At 66.9% G+C, this 19,429-nt stretch carries 13 protein-coding genes; 9 read left to right on the top strand and 4 right to left on the bottom strand.

Features of this window, described 5'->3' with window-relative positions:
- The first annotated feature begins 218 nt into the window (after window positions 1–218).
- From BSTEL_RS07310 to BSTEL_RS07300, 3 genes are all read left to right on the top strand, one after another.
- Entirely contained in the window at window positions 219–2,444 is a 2,226-nt protein-coding gene (locus tag BSTEL_RS07310; RefSeq protein ID WP_034529166.1) for an alpha-1,4-glucan--maltose-1-phosphate maltosyltransferase, read from the top strand.
- 119 nt (window positions 2,445–2,563) lie between these two features.
- On the top strand, window positions 2,564–3,058 hold the full coding sequence (locus BSTEL_RS07305) for an inorganic diphosphatase (RefSeq protein ID WP_034528863.1): 495 nt from the start codon (window positions 2,564–2,566) through the stop codon (window positions 3,056–3,058).
- Window positions 3,059–5,506: 2,448 nt separating this feature from the next.
- Window positions 5,507–6,076 carry a manganese efflux pump MntP gene (locus BSTEL_RS07300; protein WP_034529162.1) on the top strand — a complete coding sequence of 190 codons (570 nt, stop codon included), beginning with the start codon at window positions 5,507–5,509 and terminating at the stop codon, window positions 6,074–6,076.
- A gap of 75 nt (window positions 6,077–6,151) precedes the next feature.
- Here the strand turns inward: BSTEL_RS07300 and BSTEL_RS07295 are convergent, their stop codons facing one another.
- Window positions 6,152–6,883 carry a hypothetical protein gene (locus BSTEL_RS07295; protein ID WP_034528859.1) on the bottom strand — a complete coding sequence of 244 codons (732 nt, stop codon included), beginning with the start codon at window positions 6,881–6,883 and terminating at the stop codon, window positions 6,152–6,154.
- Window positions 6,884–7,484: 601 nt separating this feature from the next.
- On the opposite strand from BSTEL_RS07295, the gene BSTEL_RS07290 reads away from it, so the two are divergent.
- The 4 genes from BSTEL_RS07290 (at window position 7,485) to valS (ending at window position 13,548) form a co-directional block, all read left to right on the top strand.
- The gene (locus tag BSTEL_RS07290; RefSeq protein WP_034528857.1) at window positions 7,485–8,228 is read left to right on the top strand and encodes a winged helix-turn-helix transcriptional regulator; all 744 of its coding nucleotides are present in this window, start codon (window positions 7,485–7,487) and stop codon (window positions 8,226–8,228) included.
- 83 nt (window positions 8,229–8,311) lie between these two features.
- A complete protein-coding gene (gene nth / locus BSTEL_RS07285) occupies window positions 8,312–8,980 on the top strand; it encodes an endonuclease III (RefSeq protein ID WP_034528854.1) in 669 nt (222 codons plus the stop codon).
- Between the two features lie 164 nt (window positions 8,981–9,144).
- Window positions 9,145–10,722 (top strand): ABC transporter substrate-binding protein, encoded by a 1,578-nt coding sequence (locus BSTEL_RS07280; protein ID WP_051922942.1) that lies wholly within the window; start codon window positions 9,145–9,147, stop codon window positions 10,720–10,722.
- 33 nt (window positions 10,723–10,755) lie between these two features.
- Complete coding sequence (gene valS / locus BSTEL_RS07275) at window positions 10,756–13,548, top strand: valine--tRNA ligase (protein WP_034528852.1); 2,793 nt, start codon at window positions 10,756–10,758, stop codon at window positions 13,546–13,548.
- 255 nt (window positions 13,549–13,803) lie between these two features.
- On the opposite strand, the gene BSTEL_RS11465 is transcribed toward valS, so the two are convergent.
- From BSTEL_RS11465 to BSTEL_RS07260, 3 genes are all read right to left on the bottom strand, one after another.
- Complete coding sequence (locus BSTEL_RS11465) at window positions 13,804–16,017, bottom strand: hypothetical protein (RefSeq protein ID WP_051922941.1); 2,214 nt, start codon at window positions 16,015–16,017, stop codon at window positions 13,804–13,806.
- A gap of 1 nt (window position 16,018) precedes the next feature.
- On the bottom strand, window positions 16,019–16,465 hold the full coding sequence (locus tag BSTEL_RS07265) for a chorismate mutase (protein ID WP_084686170.1): 447 nt from the start codon (window positions 16,463–16,465) through the stop codon (window positions 16,019–16,021).
- Window positions 16,466–16,570: 105 nt separating this feature from the next.
- Window positions 16,571–17,518, bottom strand: a complete 948-nt coding sequence (locus BSTEL_RS07260) for an aminodeoxychorismate lyase (RefSeq protein WP_034528849.1) — start codon at window positions 17,516–17,518, stop codon at window positions 16,571–16,573.
- A gap of 295 nt (window positions 17,519–17,813) precedes the next feature.
- Between BSTEL_RS07260 and BSTEL_RS07255 the strand changes: the two genes are divergently transcribed.
- The gene (locus tag BSTEL_RS07255) at window positions 17,814–18,629 is read left to right on the top strand and encodes a putative hydro-lyase (protein WP_034529153.1); all 816 of its coding nucleotides are present in this window, start codon (window positions 17,814–17,816) and stop codon (window positions 18,627–18,629) included.
- 30 nt (window positions 18,630–18,659) lie between these two features.
- Window positions 18,660–19,421 (top strand): LamB/YcsF family protein, encoded by a 762-nt coding sequence (locus BSTEL_RS07250; protein WP_034528845.1) that lies wholly within the window; start codon window positions 18,660–18,662, stop codon window positions 19,419–19,421.
- Window positions 19,422–19,429 lie beyond the last annotated feature (8 nt).

Here is a 19,429-nt window from a genome sequence, read left to right as displayed (position 1 = left end):
CCCGCGGCCGGGTTGTCCACAAACGTTGTCGCCCGTCCACCGGGTTATCCACCGCGACGGGCCGAAAAGGCTGTATTTCCGGCATACCCGCCCCTACAATGGGTGCCGTGGCACATCCAAGTCGTGCGACCGCACCACATCATGGCCGCGCGATACGCGTGAGAAGTAAGGAGGAGGTCGCCATGTCGAAGACGACCAGCAGCGAGATGAACAACGCCATGGCCGATACGAAGGCAGAGGAGAAGAACGAGGTCGAGGCGGAGAAGGGCGCCAAGACCAAGACCACGAGGAAGAGGACCACCGCGCGCCGTCGCAAGGCCGCGAAGCCCACCCAAGTCGCGGTGACCGTCGTGGGCGAGACTCCGGCGCAGTCGATTCCGGTCACCGAACCGGGCCAGTTCGGCCGCATCAACATCCTGGACGTCACGCCGAACGAGGAGCGCGGCGTGTACCCGGCGCGCGTCGAGCTGGGCGAGCCGTTCGAGGTCACCGCGCAGGTGTTCATCGAGGGCCGTACCAAGGTGGGCGCCACCGCTGTCGTGCGCAACCACCGCGGCAAGGAGATGCAGCGCATCCCGATGACCTGCGTCAACCCGGGCCTCGACCGTTGGGCCGTGACCCTCACCTGCGGCGAGCACTCCGACGTGAAGCCGTGGGAGCCGGAGTTCGCGCAGATCAAGCGTCAGCTGGGCGAATGGTCCGTCACCGTCGAAGGCTGGGAGGACACCTACCGTTCCTGGCTGCACGACGCCACCATCAAGGTGAAGGTGAACGACGACGTCGAGAACGCGCTGATCTCCGGCGCGCAGCTGCTCGACCGCTGGGCGCACACCCCGGACGCGAAGCTCAAGGCCGCCCAGCGCAAGGTGCTCGAGGCCGCCGCGAAGACGATGGCCGACGAGACCCTCTCCCCCGAGGATCGTCTCGCCGCCGCCACGACCGCCGAGGTCGCCGAGCTGCATGAGACGAACCCGCTGCGCGACGGCCTGTCGGAGAGCGCCCCGCAGCGCTTCCTGGTCCAGCGCCCGAAGTCCAGCTTCGCCGCCTGGTACCAGTTCTTCCCGCGTTCCGAAGGCGCGTACGTGGACGAGGAGACCGGCAAGATCGTGCAGGGCACGCTGAAGACCTCCGTCTCCGGCCTGGAGCGCGCGAAGGCCGAGGGCTTCGACATCGTGTACCTGCCGCCGATCTTCCCGATCGGCGTGACGAACCGCAAGGGCAAGGACAACTCGCTGAACGCCGGCCCGGACGATCCGGGTTCGCCGTTCGGCATCGGCAGCTCGCTCGGCGGCCACGACACCGTCGACCCGCTGCTCGGCACGATGGACGACTTCAAGGCCCTGTGCGCGAAGGCGCATGAGCTGGGTCTGGAGGTCGCGCTCGACTTCGCTCTCCAGTGCTCGCCCGACCACCCGTGGGTGAAGGCGCATCCGAACTGGTTCCGCACCAAGCCGGACGGCACGATCGCGTTCGCCGAGAACCCGCCGAAGAAGTACCAGGACATCTACCCGATCGACTTCAACGCGGATATGCCGGGCATCGAACGCGAGGTCGAACGCGTCATGGATCTGTGGATCGAGGCGGGCGTGACGATCTTCCGCGTCGACAACCCGCACACGAAGCCGGTGCGCTTCTGGCAGGACGTCATCGCCGCGGTCACGAAGAAGCATCCGGAGGTGCTGTTCCTCGCCGAGGCGTTCACCCGCCCGGGCATGATGCGCGCGCTGAGCTACGTGGGCTTCACCCAGTCGCACTGCTACTTCCCGTGGCGCAACACGAAGGAGGAGCTGGAGGAGTACCTCGGCACCACGAACGGCGACGACGGCTACTACCAGCACAACACGTTCTGGCCGACCACGCCGGACATCCTCACCGCCTACGTGCGCGACAACGGCATCGCCGGCCACGCGGTGCGCGCCGTGCTCGCCGCGATGGGCTCGCCGAGCTGGGGCATCTACAACGGCTTCGAGCTGATCGAGAACCAGCAGCGCGACGGCTTCGAGGAGCAGCGCAACAACGAGAAGTACGAGATCAAGGTGCGCGACTGGTCCGAGGCCGACAAGTTCGGCATCGCCGAGCTGCTCACCTCACTGAACCGCATCCGCCGCGAGCACGTGGAGGCGTTCAGCTACCACAACCTGCACGTGCTGGAGACCAGCGACCCAAACATCCTCGCATTCGCCCGCCACACGCCGGCCAACCTGACGAAGTCCGGCAAGCCGGAGACCTTGATCGTGGTCGTCAACCTCGACTGCCACAACGCGCATCAGGCGATGGTCCACTTCGAGATGCCCGAGTTCGACGTCGATCCGAAGTGGGGCGCGCACCTGCGCGACGAGTTGACCGGCCGCGACTTCGCCTGGAGCTGGGACAACTTCGTCTCGCTCGCCCCGTGGGCGGACGTCGCGCACGTGTTCACCGTCGTGCACGAGTACGGCGAGTGATTCCGTCCGCCGCGTGACCCGGGCCGACCCGTCCGATGCGGGCCGGCCCGGGTTACGTCCGCCGCGTGTTTCGCGGTAAGGTGATTAGCGAACAACAACCAATCAAGGAGAAACCGAAAATGGCTGAAACCTTCAACGTCGTGGTCGAGATCCCGCGCGGTTCGAAGAACAAGTACGAAGTCGACCAGGAGACGGGCCGCGTCTTCCTGGACCGCGAGCTGTTCACCGCCATGGGCTACCCGGATGATTACGGCTACATCGAGGGCACGCTGGGCGAGGATGGCGATCCGCTGGACGCGCTCGTCATGGTCCGCAACTCCGTGTTCCCGGGCTGCGTCATCGAGTGCCGCGCCGTGGGCCTGTACCACATGGAGGACGAAGAGGGCGGCGACGACAAGGTGCTGTGCGTGCCGGCCGACGTCCGCTACGACGACATCCAGGACGTCAAGGACGTCAACGAGTACCACCTCAAGGAGATCAAGCACTTCTTCGAGCAGTACAAGGCCCTTGAGCCCAACAAGGAAGTCCTCCCGGGCGACTACTGGACCGGCGCGGACGTCGCCGAGAAGGAGATCAAGGAAGCGCGCGAGCGCCTCGCCAACTCCGCCAAGTGACGCCGATTGATTAGGCTTCCCTTGCAGGGGAGCTGGCCCGCAAAGCGGGACTGAGGGGTAGCACGGATCCAAGCATCCGGCTACCCCTCAGTCGTTTGTTGCCGGCGATTCCCATGGCCCCAAACCATGACCTCTCAACCGACTCGTCGTGTTTGGACGTGTACGCCCCATGCGGCTCTGGCTCTCCCCATCCGCCTCCCGCTCTGGCGGGAGGCGACGCGCAGCGCCGAAGGGTGGTCGGCGATGGCATACCGCCGTCGTGTCCGGCCGATACTGGCGGTGTCGTTGACGCCCACCCCCCCATCCGGCTCACGCCGGGAGCCCCGCCGGCGGGGGCAAAGGGATTGGCGGCATGCCATCCCCTCCCACCGGAAGGAGGCGACGCGCACGAGCAGCTCCTCGTTTCTTCCCTCCCGCTGGCGGGAGGTGGCGCGCGGCGCCGGAGGGTGGTCCCGCCACGGCGGGACGATATCCGCCGATATCCGCCCCGGCGTCACAAATCTCGGAGAACAATGGCCTCGTCCGTAATCCGGGATGCTGAGCCGCTCCCAACGTCTCTCCCAACGTCCCCAATTCGGGAAATGAGCGGCCTCGTCCGTAACCCGGGATGCTGAGCCGCTCCCAACGTCCCCAATTCGGGAAACGGGCGGCATCATCCGTAATCCGGGATGCTGAGACGCTCTCAGCATCACATATTCCGGAGAATGGCCCCGTCGTCCGGGATTTCTGACGCTGAGTTCCGCGCTCAATGTCCCGGATTCAGGAGATGAGCGGCATCATCCGTAACCCGGGACGCTGAGCCTTTCCCAGTGTCCCAGATTCGGGAAATGAGCGGCATCATCCGTAACCCGGGACGCTGAGCCTTTCCCAGTGTCCCAGATTCGGGAAATGAGCGGCCTCGTCCGTAATCCGGGATGCTGAGCCCTCTCCCAGCGTCCCGGATTCAGGAGATGAGCGGCTTCGTCCGTAACCCGGGACGCTGAGCCCCTCCCAACGTCCCCAATTCGGGAAACGGGCGGCGTCGTCCGTAACCCGGGACGCTGAGCCGCTCCCAACGTCCCGGATTACGGAGATGAGCGGCTTCGTCCGGGATTTGTGACGCTGAGACGCTCCCAGCGTCAGGAATCCCGGACGATGGGGCTGTTCTCCGGGATTTGTGACGCCGGTGGCGAACGCCTGGGGTGATGCGGTGGGCAGCCTTCGGGCCGGGCGTTCTCGGGCTGGGACGTTCTCAGGCCAGGTGGCGTTCTTGGACCGGGGGCGTTCTTGGACCGGGGGCGTTCTCGGGCCAGGGCGTTCTCGAGCCGGGGGGTGTTCTCGGGCCAGGGGGCGTTTTCGAGCTCCACTCGCTGTGTCGATTCGTGCCGCGGGGCGCGGCGATGCTCCACTACACGACGTGCGGAATTCATGCCGTGGGGCGGTCGTAGGGGTGACGGTGCTCCACAACGGCATGCGGGGATCGTGTTGTGGCACGGTGGCGCTCCACAACACGGCCGTGGAAGGCGGTTCGTGGGAGTTGTGGCGCGATTTGAGGGCCCGGCTGCTCCACAACATGCGGTGGGAACGATACCGGCGGCTGTTGTGGAGCGGGCCCGCTCCACAACAGGGGCGGGAACCGGGATTCCGGTGAGTTGTGGCGCACCATACGGGCCCGGAACGCTGAGAACAGGGGTTTCCGCGGGAGTTGCGGCGGAATGCCGCTCCACAACAGGCTCTCCGGCGCGTGTTGTGGAGCAGTACCGGATGGGACGCGGGTTCGGGAGCCACGCGCCGCGCGCATCCGCCGCACACGCCCCGAAAACGACCAGCCCCATTAACCGAAACGGCCGGCCCATAACCGAAATGAACCGGCCACATCCGAAACAACCGGCCCACGCGCGAACAACCAGTCCCATGCCGGCGGACGCATCGGACTCCGACTCGTGACCACCCTCCGGCGCTGCGCGCCACCTCCCACCAGCGGGAGGAAGATAAGAAAGCTGCAGCCGTATGGTCCGGCACCACAGCACCACGATTCCTTTGCCCCACCGGCGGGGCTCCCGGCGTGAACCGGGTGGAGGTGGCTACGTCAACGAACACCGCCGGTATCGGCCGGACACGACGGCGGTATGCCATCGCCGGCCACCCTCCGGAGCCATGCGCCGCCTCCCGCTAGTGGGAGGGGAATGCTCATCATCCGCAGTACATCTGCGGATAATCGCCACTTCCCGCCGGCAGGAGGAGAGACGGAAATCACAGCCACACGGCCACACAGCCACACAGCCACACGGTCAAACGACCACACAGTCACACGCCACAATGCGAAGAGCCCTGTAATCCCGTATATAATCGAGTACCGTAATTTCACCTAGGCGTAGGCGGCGTGTGGGAACGCTGGTCGAGGCCCATCCTGCGGGACGGCGGAGAACCGCCGCGGGATGAACCATTCACGCACACACCATGATTTCGATGATCATCCAATCGTTGCTGATTTCCGTTTCCGTCGCGATGGACGCGTTCGCCGTGTCCATCGGCAAGGGCCTGACCGTGAAGAAGGCGCGGTTCGTGGACGCCCTCAAATGCGGCCTGTGGTTCGGTGGTTTCCAGGCGCTGTTCCCGCTGCTCGGCATCTTCGCCGCCTCCACGTTCGCCTCCTATGTGACGAGCGTGGATCATTGGATCATCTTCATCCTGCTGGCCGTGATCGGCGGCAACATGATCCGCGAGGCGTTCGAGGAGCCTGAGGAGGATGCGAAGGAGACCCCCGACTTTGACTGGAAGCACATGCTGCCGCTTGCGGTGGCGTGCAGCATCGACGCGTTCGCGGTCGGCGTGAGCCTGGGATTGATGAAGATCAACATCGCGTTCACGGTCGCCGCGATGGGTGTGGTGACGGGCCTGTTTTCGATTGCCGGCATCTACATCGGCCGCGTGTTCGGCTCCCGTTGGCAGATTCCGGCGCAGATCGCCGGCGGCGTCGTGCTGATTCTCATCGGCGTCAAGGTGCTGCTCGAGCACCTGGGCATCATCGCGTTCTGAGTGCCGGTTTCCCCCTCCCCCTGACAAGGGAGGCACCGAAGGCGACGGAGGGAGAGATCGTGCGCGAATCGCTTCTCAGCCGACGATCTGGAGGAACAGGGCGGCGGCGAAGGAGACGAGTCCGAAGAACATGACGGGCAGCAGCGCGACGCCGATCCACGGGGCGCGCTGCGCCGGATCGGCGTCAAGCTCCCTGAGCCACCACACGGAAGCGTAGGCGAGCACGAGCGCGAACAGCACCATCACCGCGACCACGCCCGCGAACAGGATCGTCGGCGCGGTGATTGCCCCGGCCACCACGTAGGGGAAGAACAACCAGCCGGCCAGCGAGATCGCCGCAGCACCGCCGGTCACGCAATGCGACAGGGCGCGGATGAGGTGAGAACGCTCCTCGCGCAGCATCTGCCGTCCGAACGAGACGATGGTGAGGACGACGAGCAGTCCGGCGACGGCGGCCGCCCAGCGGATTTCGGCGGAGTTGGCGTCGAACAGGACGGCGCGGGAATCGTCGTTCACCATGAACAGTTTTCCTGCTGCGGGGAAGGTGACGAATACGAGCGACAGTGCTCCGGCGACCAGTCCGATCACACGATCGATGATGGTCGCGCGGAACGGCCAGTACACGTGGAACAGCACGAGCACGACCGCCAGCAGCACAGTCGCGATCATCATCGCGATGATGCCGGCACCGGTGTCGGCCAAGGCCCATACGGCGCCGATTACGATAAGCAACGCGTACGCGAACACCTGCACGCCGAGCATCGCCCCGCGCTTGGCGTTCCACTGGCTGACGGTTTCGCCGTTCATATCCACACTCCCGAATCCACAACTCGACCTCGTTGACCGCACCAATCCTACCCGCCGCGCCGGATGCAGCCCCACGCGCGCCACCTCCGGTCCGCGGCCACCCTCCGACGCCGCGCGCCACCTCCCGCCGGCGGGAGGGAGATGAAGGCCGCTCAACCGCGCGGCCCATGCGCGCCAGAATGCGAAGAGACCGCATAGTGGACATGACCACATGGTGGATGGTCTTCCATCGCAATTTCCATGATTTTCGCAGCGGATTTTCCGACGGGACCGTTGTGCGACCCGTCCGCCACCGACGATTCTCCCTCGTCAGCTCTCACCGGCCCCCATAGCCCCACGGAAACCGCGGTTTCCGGCACAAGTTCGTACGCATATTGCCTCTTGTTGTCATAGAAGTTAACATCATGTGTCCCATCTGTGCGCGTAGAATGAGGCGCAGTATTCGTAAGGGTTTCCATCACGAATCTCCGATCCGGCGCACGACCGGCTCGGTCATTCCCGCAACGGACGTCATCGCCCCGGTGAGGTTTTCCGGTCCGACCAGCGTCCGAACCATGCGCCCGAGCCATGAGAGGGGCAAGACGTGACTGATCTGACGTTGATGACGTTCGCAAGCAACCCCGCGTCCGTGCTGCCGTCGCTCGCTCTGCTCTCCCACCGCGTGCGCGTGCTGCCGATGGACGCGGCGAGCCTGGTGAAGATGCCGGAGAACACGATTCTGTTCCTCGACGCCCGTGACGATCTGGCCACCGCGAAGACCCTGTGCAATCTCATTCACGCGTCCGGACTATCCACGCCGATCGTACTGATCCTCACCGAAGGCGGCTTCACCGTCGTCAACTCGCAGTGGGGCATCGCCGACGTGGTCGTCTCGACCGCATCGCCGGCGGAGGTCGAGGGCCGTCTGCGTCTCGTCTCCGAACGCGGCAACGCGCCCGCCGTGAGCGCGAACGCCGCCGCGGGCGACAAGGGCGTGACCACCGAGGACGGCCAGATCCGTTCCGGCGACCTCATCGTGGACACGAACGGCTACACCGCCTCCCTGCACGGCCGCCCGATTGATCTGGCGTACAAGGAGTTCGAACTGCTCAAGTATCTCGTGCAGCATCCGGGCCGCGTGTTCACGCGCGCGCAGCTGCTGCAGGAGGTGTGGGGCTACGACTACTACGGCGGCACGCGCACCGTCGACGTGCACATCCGTCGTCTGCGCGCCAAGCTCGGCGGCGAATACGAGCATCTCATCGGCACCGTGCGCAACGTCGGCTACCGGTTCGACCCGCCGGACGAGGAGTCCGAGGAGTCGGCCGCCAAGTCCGCCGCGCGCAACGCGCCGAAGGACGAGTGACCGGTCCGGTCCGTCACCGCTCCAGCCCAATCACACCAGTCACATCGATCACACTGATTCCCCCATCATCCGAGCATCCCGATATGCCACGCGAATCGAAACGGGCCCGCATCGCCCGCATGCACGACGAATACGCGATCCTCACCGGACTGTTCCCCGAACCGAAGTGCGCGCTCGACTTCTCGACGCCGCTGCAACTGCTCATCGCGACGGTGCTGAGCGCGCAAACCACCGACAAACGCGTCAACACGGTCACGCCGGAGCTCTTCACCCGCTATCCGGACGCCGCCGCGCTGGCCGTCGCGAATCCCGAGGACGTGGAGGACATCATCCACCCGCTCGGCTTCTACCGGTCCAAGACGAAGCATCTGCTGGGACTCGCCGCCGCGCTCGACGAGCGTTTCGGCGGCGAAGTGCCACGCACGATGGCGGAACTCACGAGCCTGCCGGGCGTGGGCCGCAAAACGGCGAACGTCGTGCTCGGCAACGCGTTCGGCGTGCCCGGATTCCCCGTCGACACGCACGTGATGCGCGTGACCGGACGCCTGCGCTGGCGCAGTGACTGGCGCGAACGTCACCCCGATCCGGTGGCCGTCGAGAAGGAGATCACCGCGTGCTTCCCGCCCGAGGAGTGGACGGATCTGAGCCACCGTCTCATCCTGTTCGGACGCGCGATCTGCCACGCGCGCACGCCCGACTGCGCCGACTGCCCGCTCGCCGCCACCTGCCCGTCCGCACCGTCCGTCGCGTAACCAGGTCCTCTCCCTGTCCCCGCCGGCGGGGGCTGTCACTTCGCATGGCGGTTCCAGCGGTTCCACTCCCGCCGGCGGGGGCTGTCAGCCACAGGCTGACTGGGGGTGGTCGACGCACAGCAACCGACGAACTGGAATTCCCCATCACGCGTAGACTGAGCCACATGGCGAATCACGGCAACGGCACACGCGCATCCCACACCTCACACGGAAACGGCAACACCCTCGGCGAGCTTGCGCGCTGGGGCGTCTTCCTCGGCGTCGCGATCGCGCTCTCCGCGCTCGTGTGGATCGGCTGGGCGCTGGTGCAGCATCGCAGCGTCGTCCCCGGTCTCGGCGGCGGCGCATCGTCGGGCGACTCCGTGACGATCGGCCTGACCGGCGTGCCTGATTCGCTCGACATCCGCACCGCGTCCGGCACGCAGTCCGACCGCCTGAGCCGCGTGCTCATCGGCAACGTGTACGAGACGCTGCTCGACGTGGACGACAAGAACCAGATCACCGGCGGTCTCGCGTCGAAGTGGGAGACGTCGGCGGACGGCAAGACGTTGACGCTCACGATGCGTTCCGGTCTCACGTTCGCGAACGGCGACACGCTCGACTCGACCGACGCCGTATGGTCGATCCAGCAGGCCGTGGAAGGCAAGTGGCCGGATGCGGACGCGAAGTTCAAGCGTCTCGCCTCCGTCACGAATCCGAATCCGACGACGGTGGTCATCACACTCAGCGAGCCGGATCCGACGCTCACGCGCACGCTCACCGGCCGCCTCGGCATCGTCTACGATGCGGACGCGAACGTGAACTACGCGAAGCAGACCGCCGGTTCCGGCCCGTTCACCGTCTCGTCGTTCAAGGACGGCGTGATGACGCTCAAGGCGCGTTCCGGCGGCGGCGCGAAAATCGGCACCATCACGCTCAAGTATTTCGCCGACGACGACACGTTGATGAAGCAGGCCGATTTCGGCGGGTTCGACATGATCCTGCCGGATTCCGCCGTCTCCGCCGACACACTCAAGGACGATTCGTCGTTCACGACGGCGACCGGCGCGAGCACGCGCAAAGTGTCACTGCTGTACAACAACGACGCCGACTCGATCCTCTCCGACGTGCAGGCGCGTCAGGCGATGCGCCTCATGCTCGACAAGTCCGCGCTCGCGAACGGACGCGCGGACGTCGCGCAGGTGCTCGGCGGACCGATCGGGCCGCTCGAACCCGGCTACGAGGATCTCACGTCCGTGCTGGCGTACGACAGTGCGAAGGGCCAGTCGATGATGAGCTACTTCTACTCCAGCTATGTCGGCACGGTGAAGCTCGTCGCCCCGACCCGTTATCAGGCGCTCGCGCAGGCGATCGCCGACCAGTACAACGCCCAGAACGTGAAGGTCACCGTCGAGACGCTGGACGACGACCAGCTCGACCAACGTGCGCAGTCACGCGACTTCCAGCTCATGCTCACCGAACTCGACGGCGAAGACGGATCGGCGATCTTCTCGACGCCCGACTCGACGCCGCACTATACGAACGCGGACGCGCAGTCGCAGTACGCGGCGGCGGCGACGGCCGCGAACGCGACCGACTACGCGAACGGATTGAAGACGTACGCGCGCACGGTGAGCGAGGACGCGGCCAGCGACTGGCTGTACGCGAAGCGCAACGCGGTCGTCGCGCGCAAGACGCTGAGCGGCTACCCCACCCAGCTCACCGATACGCGACTGCCGCTGAAGAACCTCGCAAAACAGTAGGCGTTGTCACCTAAGCCGCATAAACTCGCGTGTATGACTGAAGCCAAATCCATCACGGCCAACCTCACCCCGCTGCCCGACCGCGTGGGCGTGGACGGCCTCGAAGACAAGTGGCGTGCCGTCTGGGACGAACAGGGCACCTACAAGTTCAACGACACCCGCGACCGCAAGGCCGTGTACTCCATCGACACCCCGCCGCCCACCGTGTCCGGTCACCTGCACGTGGGCCACGTGTTCTCCTACACGCACACGGACGTGATCGCCCGCTTCAAGCGTATGCAGGGCTTCGACGTGTTCTACCCGATGGGCTGGGACGACAACGGCCTGCCGACCGAGCGCCGCGTGCAGAACTACTACGGCGTGCGCGTCGACACCTCCCTCAAGTACGATCCCGACTTCAAGCCGCCGTTCGAAGGCACCGATGGCAAGAAGATCGACGCCAAGGATCAGGTGCCGTGCTCCCGCCAGAACTTCATCGAACTGTGCGAGAAGCTCACCGCCGAGGACGAGAAGCTGTTCGAGGCGCTGTGGCGCAAGCTGGGCCTGTCGATCGACTGGTCGCAGACCTACCACACCATCGGCGAGCACCCGCGCCGCGTGGCCCAGAAGGCGTTCCTGCGCAACCTTGCGCACGGCGAGGCCTACCAGAAGGACGCCCCGGGCCTGTGGGACGTGACCTTCCAGACCGCCGTGGCCCAGGCCGAGCTCGAATCCCGTGAATACCCGGGCTTCTACCACAAGATCGCGTTCCGTTTCGAGGACGGCACCCCGATCTACATCGAGACGACCCGCCCCGAGCTGCTGGCCGCCTGTGGCGCGCTGATCGCGCACCCGGACGACGAGCGCTACAAGCAGTACTTCGGCCAGTACGTGTACTCCCCGCTGTTCAAGGTGAAGGTGCCGATCCTCGCGCACCCGGCCGCCGAGATGGACAAGGGCGCCGGCATCGCCATGTGCTGCACCTTCGGCGACGTGACCGACGTGCAGTGGTGGCGTGACCTGAACCTGCCGACCCGTTCCATCATCCAGCGCAACGGCCGCATCATCATGGACGTGCCGGACTGGATCGAGGACGAAGGCGGCAAGGCCATCTTCGAGGAGACCGAAGGCAAGACCACGTTCTCCGCCCGCAAGATCATCGTCGACCACCTGCGCGAGTCCGGCGATCTGGACGGCGAGCCGACGCCGACGAAGCGTATGACGAACTTCTACGAGAAGGGCGACAAGCCGCTCGAGATCGTCACCTCCCGCCAGTGGTACCTGAAGAACGGCGGCACCGACCAGAAGCTGAACGCCGAGCTCATCGAGCGCGGCCGCGAGCTCGAGTTCCACCCGGACTTCATGCGCGTGCGCTACGAGAACTGGGTGCACGGCCTCAACGGCGACTGGCTGATCTCCCGCCAGCGCTTCTTCGGCGTGCCGTTCCCGCTGTGGTACCCGGTCAAGGAGGACGGTTCGGCCGACTACGACCACCCGATCACCCCGTCCGAGGACATCCTGCCGATCGACCCGACCACCGACGTGCCTGCCGGCTACACCGAGGACCAGCGTGACGTGCCCGGCGGCTTCACCGCCGAGAAGGACATCATGGACACGTGGGCGACCTCCTCGCTCACCCCGCAGATCGTGACCCGCTGGGAGGAGCCCGGCGAGGAGAACCAGGCGCTGTTCAAGGCCACGTTCCCGATGGATCTGCGCCCGCAGGGCCAGGACATCATCCGCACCTGGCTGTTCAGCTCCGTGGACCGCGCGCACCTCGAGAACAAGTGCCTGCCGTGGAAGCACACGACGCTCTCCGGCTGGATCCTCGACCCGGACCACAAGAAGATGTCGAAGTCCAAGGGCAACGTCGTCGTGCCGAACAAGCCGATCGAGCAGTTCGGCGCCGACGCGGTGCGCTACTGGGCCGCCGCCGCGCGCCTCGGCCTCGACGCCACCTACGACGAAGGCCAGATGAAGATCGGCCGCCGCCTCGCGATCAAGCTGCTCAACGCGACGAAGTTCGCACTGGCCATCGGCCGCGAGGACGAGAACCATCACGTCTCCGAGGGCGCCGAGGCAGTCTGGGATCCGGCCGACGTGACCGAGCCGCTCGACCGCGCCGCCATGGCCCGCATGGCGCTCGTGGTGCGCGAGGCGACCGCCGCGCTGAACAACTACGAGCACTCCAAGGCGCTTGAGGCCATCGAGAACTACTTCTGGCAGTTCTGCGACGACTACATCGAGCTGGTGAAGAACCGTGCCTACGGCACCGCCGACGCGACCGGCCACGTGCCGAGCGAGGCGGCCGTCAAGTCCGCGCGCACCGCGCTGGGCCTCGGCCTCGACGCGTTCACCCGCCTGCTCGCGCCGTTCCTGCCGTACGCCACCGAAGAGGTGTGGAGCTGGATGCACGCCGGTTCCGGTTCGGTGCACCGCGCCGCATGGCCGACCCCGGACGTGTACGAAGCGGCCGCGTTCAAGGTGGCCCCGGAGCTGCTGAACCACGCCGGCGAGGCGCTGGCCGCGCTGCGCGGCATCAAGTCCAAGGCGAAGGTCTCGATGAAGACGCCGATCCTGTCCGTCACGCTGGGCGTGGCCGACGACGTGCGCGAATCGCTGGCCGGCGCGCTGGACGACATCGCCGAGGCCGGCCGCGTGGTGGGCAAGATCCACTTCGCCGCCGCAGCTGCAGCCGTCAAGGCCGCCAAGGAGACCGTCGAGGCCGCAGCCGCAGCCGCGAAGGACGCCGCCAAGGAGGCCAAGGCCGAGACCGAAGCCGCAGCCGAAATCATCGTCGAGCAGTCCGAGCTCGGCGAACCCCCGGCCAAGAAGCCGCGCAAGTAGCAGCGCAAGCGGCAGCGGTCTCCCGCGCGAGTACCCACCAAGGGGCTCCGGCCACATCCGGTCGGAGCCCCTCTTGTACTCCCATGGTGCGGTAACACACTTTCTCCACAACGGCGGAATTCCGCGGTTTTCGGCGATTGCACCATGGGAGTTTCACCGCACCATGGGGATTTCACCGCACCATGGGCCCTCTCCGCGGACCCGCGGGAGGGCGACACAGCCGTCCGCCACAGCCGCCCGGTTCAAACACCCGGTTCAAACACCCGGCTCGATGATGAGGAAACGGGTGGCGGCGTCCGTAGATGCGGTTCCCGCGGCCGACGCGCCGCCCACTCCCAGCTTCGCCTGCACGGTCGTATCGGCGAGCAGCGAACGCAGCAGCGTGCCGGCGTCACCGAACGCGGTGGCGTCGTCGATGAGCTGCGTGGTGTCGTTGACAAGACGCGTGCCGGAACCACCGACACCGCCCGTCGAGCCCGTCGCACCGGCGGCACCGTCCATGCCGATATACGGTGACAGCTGCGCCAGTGCGGACGCTGACGCCGTGGACGACGTCGCCCCGGAACCGGAACCCGCGGACGAGCCACCCGCCGAACCGCCCGAACCAGCCGAGTTCCCCGAACCGGAGCCACCGGAACCACCGGACGCCGACGTTCCCGATGCCACTCCCGCCGCCGCACCCGACTTGCCGCCGACCCCCGGCACGCCGCCGGCGAACTTCATCACGTCGCCGGCATCGGTCTTGCCCGCGTTCTCGTCGATCACCGTGGTCGTCACGTCGCCGCTCGACGCCTTCGCGGCGCGCCGCTCGGCCGCGGCCTGCCGCCGCGACCGCGACGCTTCGGCGCGCGCGACGAGCGAATCGTCGCCGGCCATGCCGCGACCGACGAACCGGCCCGCAGCCACGGCACCGGACACACCAGCGACACCACCGACACCCGAACCACCCGAACCGGAACCACCGGAATCCGCACCGCCCGCAACACCGACGCCACCGGAATCCGCTCCACTCAACTCGCCCGCGAACCGCAACAGCACCTGCCGGTACGCGCTGCCGGCGCCGGTGCGTTCGCGCGCGGCGGCGAGCGCGGCCATCGCCGCATCCACCTTCGCGACGTCGTCCGCATGCGCGCCGCCGGAACCCGCCGCGAACTCCTTCGCGGTCGCCGCGTTCGCCTCGTCCGCATGCGCGGCAGCGCCCGCGGACGTACCGCCGGTCAGTTCGCTCAGGTGTTTCGTATACGCGTCCGTGTACGCCATCGAATACGGGATCATCGCCTGCGACAGCTGCGATTGTCCGGCCGAATACGCCTTCGCGCCTTCGGTGGTCTCTTCGCCGGCGCGGCGACGCAGCGTGTCCGCAAGACCGTCGGTGCCCTGCGCGCGCACCATGCGGATCACCTGGTCGATCGCGTCGGCGGCGCCCGTGTGCTGGTGCGCGGAGGCGAGCGCGTCGGTCGCGTTCGCCTCGTCGAGGACGGCGGCGGCGAGCGGGGTGTCGCCGCTGAGCTCGCCGGCCGTGCCCATGAGCGCGGTCAGCTGCGTGCTCGATCCGATCGACCCGGACAGGTGGTTCGTGTACGACCCGACGTAGGCGGCCATGTAGGCGGCGAACGCCTTGTCGTAGTCGGCTTGTTTCGCGGCGATCGTGCTGGAGGCGAGCGACCGTTCGAGGTCGCGCAGCTTCGTGAGCTTGTCGATGAGGTCCTGATGCGCGCCGGCGCCACCCGTGCCGCCACCCGTGCCGATGCCCGCGGACCCCGACCCGGCACCGCTCGCACCTCCCATGTCGATCGACCCGTCGCCCATCGCGGCGGCGGTATCGGCGAGCGCGGCCACGTCGTCGGCGGAGACGACGGTCACGTCGCCCATCGTGAACTTCTTCGCGGTCATGTAGCAGTCGAGCCGTTCGCCGACGCGCATCACGGCGGCGACGACCGTGTTCGAGCCGTTCGTGGTGACGACGGCGCCGTCGCCCACGTTCACGTCGTCGGCGACGCGTGTCGGCACGGTGAACGTGACGAGCATGCGTTGCGAGCGTGCGGCGCGCGGCAGGTCATCGCCGAGCGTTTCGGCTTCGAGTGTGACGTGTACGCCGACGAGGCCGCTTGCGCCGGCGATGGCGGCACGGCCCACGTTCGGACCGTCGAGCGAGTAGGTGACGTGCGCGGCGATCGGCAGTTCGCGCACGCCTGCCGGCACGCGCGTCACCGTGCGCGCCGCGGACTGCGACGATGCGGACTCGGCCGTCGACTGCGACGATGCGTCACCGTTCGCCGAATCGTTCACCAGATACAGTGCGCCGTCGGCGCCGTCCGATCCGGTCACGGTGAACACGTCACGGCCGTCGAGCGATGGGACGGCGGTGCGCGTGCCGGCGAGCGACGCGGCGACGGAGCCGCCCAGAACGAGCGATGATGCGACGGCGAGCGCGATCGCGCACGCCAGCGCCTTCCGCCGATGGCTCATATCAGGCGAACACGTCCAGCACGCCCGGGTCGCCGCCGGCTTCGGCGATGCGCTGGTGGCGCTTCTTCGCTTCGGTGACGACGAATTCGCGGTACATCTCGGCGATGTCCGGGTCGAGGCCTGCGGCCACGGCGATGCGGTGGAGACGTTCGATCTGGTAGTCCTCGCGCTTGTAGTCGGCGGGCGCGAAGCCGGCGCGCGCCTTGAGCACGCCGACCTGCGACGTGTATTTGAAGCGTTCGGCGAGCAGGGAGACGATGGCCGTGTCCACGTTGTCGATGGACTGGCGCAGCGCTTTGATCTTCGCCACGGTTTCGGCGGTCTCGGGATTCTCCGCGGCCTTCGCGGAGTCGATGACGGTGGCGTGTTCGCCGGGATTGCGGGTGACGGTGGCGCTCAGCCAGTCGCCGCCGTCTTCGGATGCGGTCGTGCTCGTCGTTTCAGTCATACGAGCTACCTTACTCCACCCGGTCTGTCGGAACACCCCCTCAGTCCGGCGTATGCCGGACAGCTCCCCCTCAGGGGCGCAACACTCCCGAACGGCCGGGAACCCTCAGTACCGGTAATCGGGGCCGATGGAGAGGGCGTCGTCGTGGGTGCGGCCGGAATGGATCGCCTCGTTGGCCTGGGCGATCTCGTCGGCCGAATAGTCGAGTGTGCGGCCGTCGAGCTCGTTGACGGGGATGATCCAGCCACCATGCGTCATGTACAGGCGGTCGGCCTCGCGCAGTTCGGCGATCGGCAGCTTGCGGTATTCGATGGACTTGCCCTCCTGGCGCGCCCATGCGAACAGTTCGCGCTGGGACGTGCCGTTGAGGATGCCGATCGACGGGTCGGGGGTCACGAACGTGTCGCCGTAGCGAGCCACGATCGACGAGTTCGGGCATTCGAGCGTGTAGCCGTCCTCGGTGTAGAGCACGGCGTCGCCGACGCCGCGGCGCGCGCACTCGCGGTGCACGGCGCAGTTGAACGCGTAGCTGAGCGTCTTCGCGCCGTTGAGCAGCCACGGCGCGCGTTCGGTGATGTCGGACGGGTAGCCGCGGGTCATCGAGGCCATCGTGATCGGGTCGGTCTCGTGCAGCGTGCCCTTCGCGTCGAGGAAGATGAAGACGGTGGGCGTGCGGTCGGACGCCTTGCCCACGCCGGTGTCCGGATCGAGGCCGCGCGAGACGATGATGCGCAGCAGCGGGCCGGGTTCGGGGTCGTCGTATGCGTCGATGACCTGTTCGACGCCGCGCGTGATCGCGTCGAAGTTCGGCTTGGGCAGGTCGACCATCGCGGCGGACTGGGCGAGACGGCGCAGATGGTTCTCCAGCGAGACCGGGTAGCCCTTCCATACGGTCGTCGCCTCGAAGATGCCGTCGCCGCGCAGCACGCTCAGGTCGAACGCGTTGATGTTGAGCCCGTTCGGGTCGACCAACGTGATGAGGTCGGCGTCGCTCACCTTCTCATCGCCGAACATCGCCTTGCCGTTGCCCATGCCCAACACGATCGAACTCATCACATTCCCCTTTCTCCGTGACCGTTCACGATCACCGTGACGACACCCCGGCATCTCCGGGGGCCGGCGAAACCGCCGCGATCGCACACGACCGGCACGGCTTCCGCTTTCCCGACCAACCTAACCGCGCATTGTTTCACGTGGAACAGCGACTGTAGCACGGCGGAAACGCAACCGTCACAAACGGACATGAACCGTAACGCGGCACGGCCCTATCGTGGCGGACAGCATAGGAATGGGGGATGTCATGACCGAAACCGCAGACAAAACCGGAATCACGGAAACCACAGCGACCATGGGAGCCACAACCGCAACCACCACCGCGACACCCGCACCGAACGCCGATTCCACGCCGGAGGCCGCGCGCCTCGCCTTCCGCGACGGACTCGTGCGCCCGACCTGCGGCATCGCGAAAGGCTACGCGCAGGCAAACCTGATGATTCTGCCGAAGGACCTCGCCTTCGACTTCCTGCTGTTCGCGCAGCGTAATCCGAAACCATGCCCGCTGCTCGAGGTGATGGAGGCGGGCGAGACCGAGCCCGCCACCTGTCCCGGCGCGGACATCCGCACCGACGTGCCGCTCTACCGCGTGTGGGAGCACGGCGAGCTCGTCGCCGAGGTGCCGGACATCACCGATTATTGGCGCGACGACCTCGTCACATTCGTGATCGGATGCAGCTTCACGTTCGAATTCCCGCTGATGGAGGCGGGCGTGCCGGTGCGGCACATCACCGCCGGCCGCAACGTGCCGATGTACGACACGTCGATCGTCTGCCGCCCGGCCGGCGCGTTCCACTCGAACATGGTCGTCTCGATGCGCGGCATCCCGTCCACGCAGGTCTCCGACGCGGTGCGCATCTCCGGCTACTACCCGTCCGTGCACGGCGCGCCCGTATGCGTCGGCGACCCGGCAGCGATCGGCGTCACCGACCTCATGCACCCCGACTACGGCGACGCCCCAATCCTCGAAGACGGCGACGTGCCGGTCTTCTGGGCGTGCGGCGTGACCCCGCAGGCCGCCGCGATGGCATCGAAACCGCCGTTCGCGATCACGCACGCGCCCGGCCACATGCTCATCACCTCGAAGCGCGACCTCGACTACATGGTGTGACCGGCGCGGCATCGGAAAGGACGAACAGATATGACCACCATCGATCTGAACAGCGACATGGGCGAAAGCTTCGGACGCTGGAAGCTCGGCGACGACGAATCGCTGCTCACCGTCGTCTCCAGTGCGAACATCGCCTGCGGCTTCCACGCCGGCGACCCGAGCGTGATGCGCCATACGCTGGAAAACGCGGCGGCGAACGGCGTCGCGGTAGGCGCGCACGTCGCCTACCGCGATCTCGCCGGATTCGGCCGCCGGTACGTCGACGTCGCGCCCGCCGAACTCACCGCGGACGTGATGTACCAGCTGGCCGCGCTGGAAGGCATGGCGAAGGCCGCCGGCACGCGCGTGCGGTACGTGAAACCGCACGGCGCGCTCTACAACCGGATCGTCGCCGACGAGTCGCAGGCGACGGCGGTGGTCGAGGCGATCCTCGCCGTCGACCCCGCGCTCGCACTGCTCACGTTGCCCGGTTCCACGGTGGGCCGCGTGGCCGAGGCCGCCGGACTGCGCGTGTTCCGCGAGGCGTTCGCCGACCGCGCGTACACGCCCGACGGCACGCTCGTCTCGCGCCGCCTGCCGGGCGCGGTCATCGCCGATCCGGACGCGGTCGCCGCGCGCGTCTCGCGCATGGTGGCCGACGGTACAGTCGAGGCGATCGATGGCACGACGGTGCCGATCCACGCGGATTCGGTGTGCGTGCACGGCGACTCACCTGCCGCCGTCGCGCTTGCAAAGGCCGTCCGCAAGCGCCTTACCGCCGACGGCGTGACGATCCGTCCGTTCGCGGCGTGAGGGGACGG

The sequence above is a fragment of the Bifidobacterium stellenboschense genome, from assembly GCF_000741785.1.
GTDB classification, from domain to species: domain Bacteria; phylum Actinomycetota; class Actinomycetes; order Actinomycetales; family Bifidobacteriaceae; genus Bifidobacterium; species Bifidobacterium stellenboschense.
This window is presented reverse-complemented; position numbering and strand designations above follow the sequence as displayed.

What these genes read in the sequence shown, in the direction of transcription:
- BSTEL_RS07305 (WP_034528863.1), top strand. Translation starts at nt 2,564, where the DNA reads ATGGCTGAAACCTTCAACGTCGTGGTCGAGATCCCGCGCGGTTCGAAG.
- BSTEL_RS07290 (WP_034528857.1), top strand. Translation starts at nt 7,485, where the DNA reads ATGACGTTCGCAAGCAACCCCGCGTCCGTGCTGCCGTCGCTCGCTCTG.
- BSTEL_RS07280 (WP_051922942.1), top strand. Translation starts at nt 9,145, where the DNA reads ATGGCGAATCACGGCAACGGCACACGCGCATCCCACACCTCACACGGA.
- BSTEL_RS07250 (WP_034528845.1), top strand. Translation starts at nt 18,660, where the DNA reads ATGACCACCATCGATCTGAACAGCGACATGGGCGAAAGCTTCGGACGC.
- BSTEL_RS07265 (WP_084686170.1), bottom strand. Translation starts at nt 16,465, where the DNA reads ATGACTGAAACGACGAGCACGACCGCATCCGAAGACGGCGGCGACTGG.
- BSTEL_RS07300 (WP_034529162.1), top strand. Translation starts at nt 5,507, where the DNA reads ATGATCATCCAATCGTTGCTGATTTCCGTTTCCGTCGCGATGGACGCG.
- BSTEL_RS07295 (WP_034528859.1), bottom strand. Translation starts at nt 6,883, where the DNA reads ATGAACGGCGAAACCGTCAGCCAGTGGAACGCCAAGCGCGGGGCGATG.
- nth (WP_034528854.1), top strand. Translation starts at nt 8,312, where the DNA reads ATGCCACGCGAATCGAAACGGGCCCGCATCGCCCGCATGCACGACGAA.
- BSTEL_RS07255 (WP_034529153.1), top strand. Translation starts at nt 17,814, where the DNA reads ATGGGAGCCACAACCGCAACCACCACCGCGACACCCGCACCGAACGCC.
- BSTEL_RS07260 (WP_034528849.1), bottom strand. Translation starts at nt 17,518, where the DNA reads ATGAGTTCGATCGTGTTGGGCATGGGCAACGGCAAGGCGATGTTCGGC.
- BSTEL_RS11465 (WP_051922941.1), bottom strand. Translation starts at nt 16,017, where the DNA reads ATGAGCCATCGGCGGAAGGCGCTGGCGTGCGCGATCGCGCTCGCCGTC.
- valS (WP_034528852.1), top strand. Translation starts at nt 10,756, where the DNA reads ATGACTGAAGCCAAATCCATCACGGCCAACCTCACCCCGCTGCCCGAC.
- BSTEL_RS07310 (WP_034529166.1), top strand. Translation starts at nt 219, where the DNA reads ATGGCCGATACGAAGGCAGAGGAGAAGAACGAGGTCGAGGCGGAGAAG.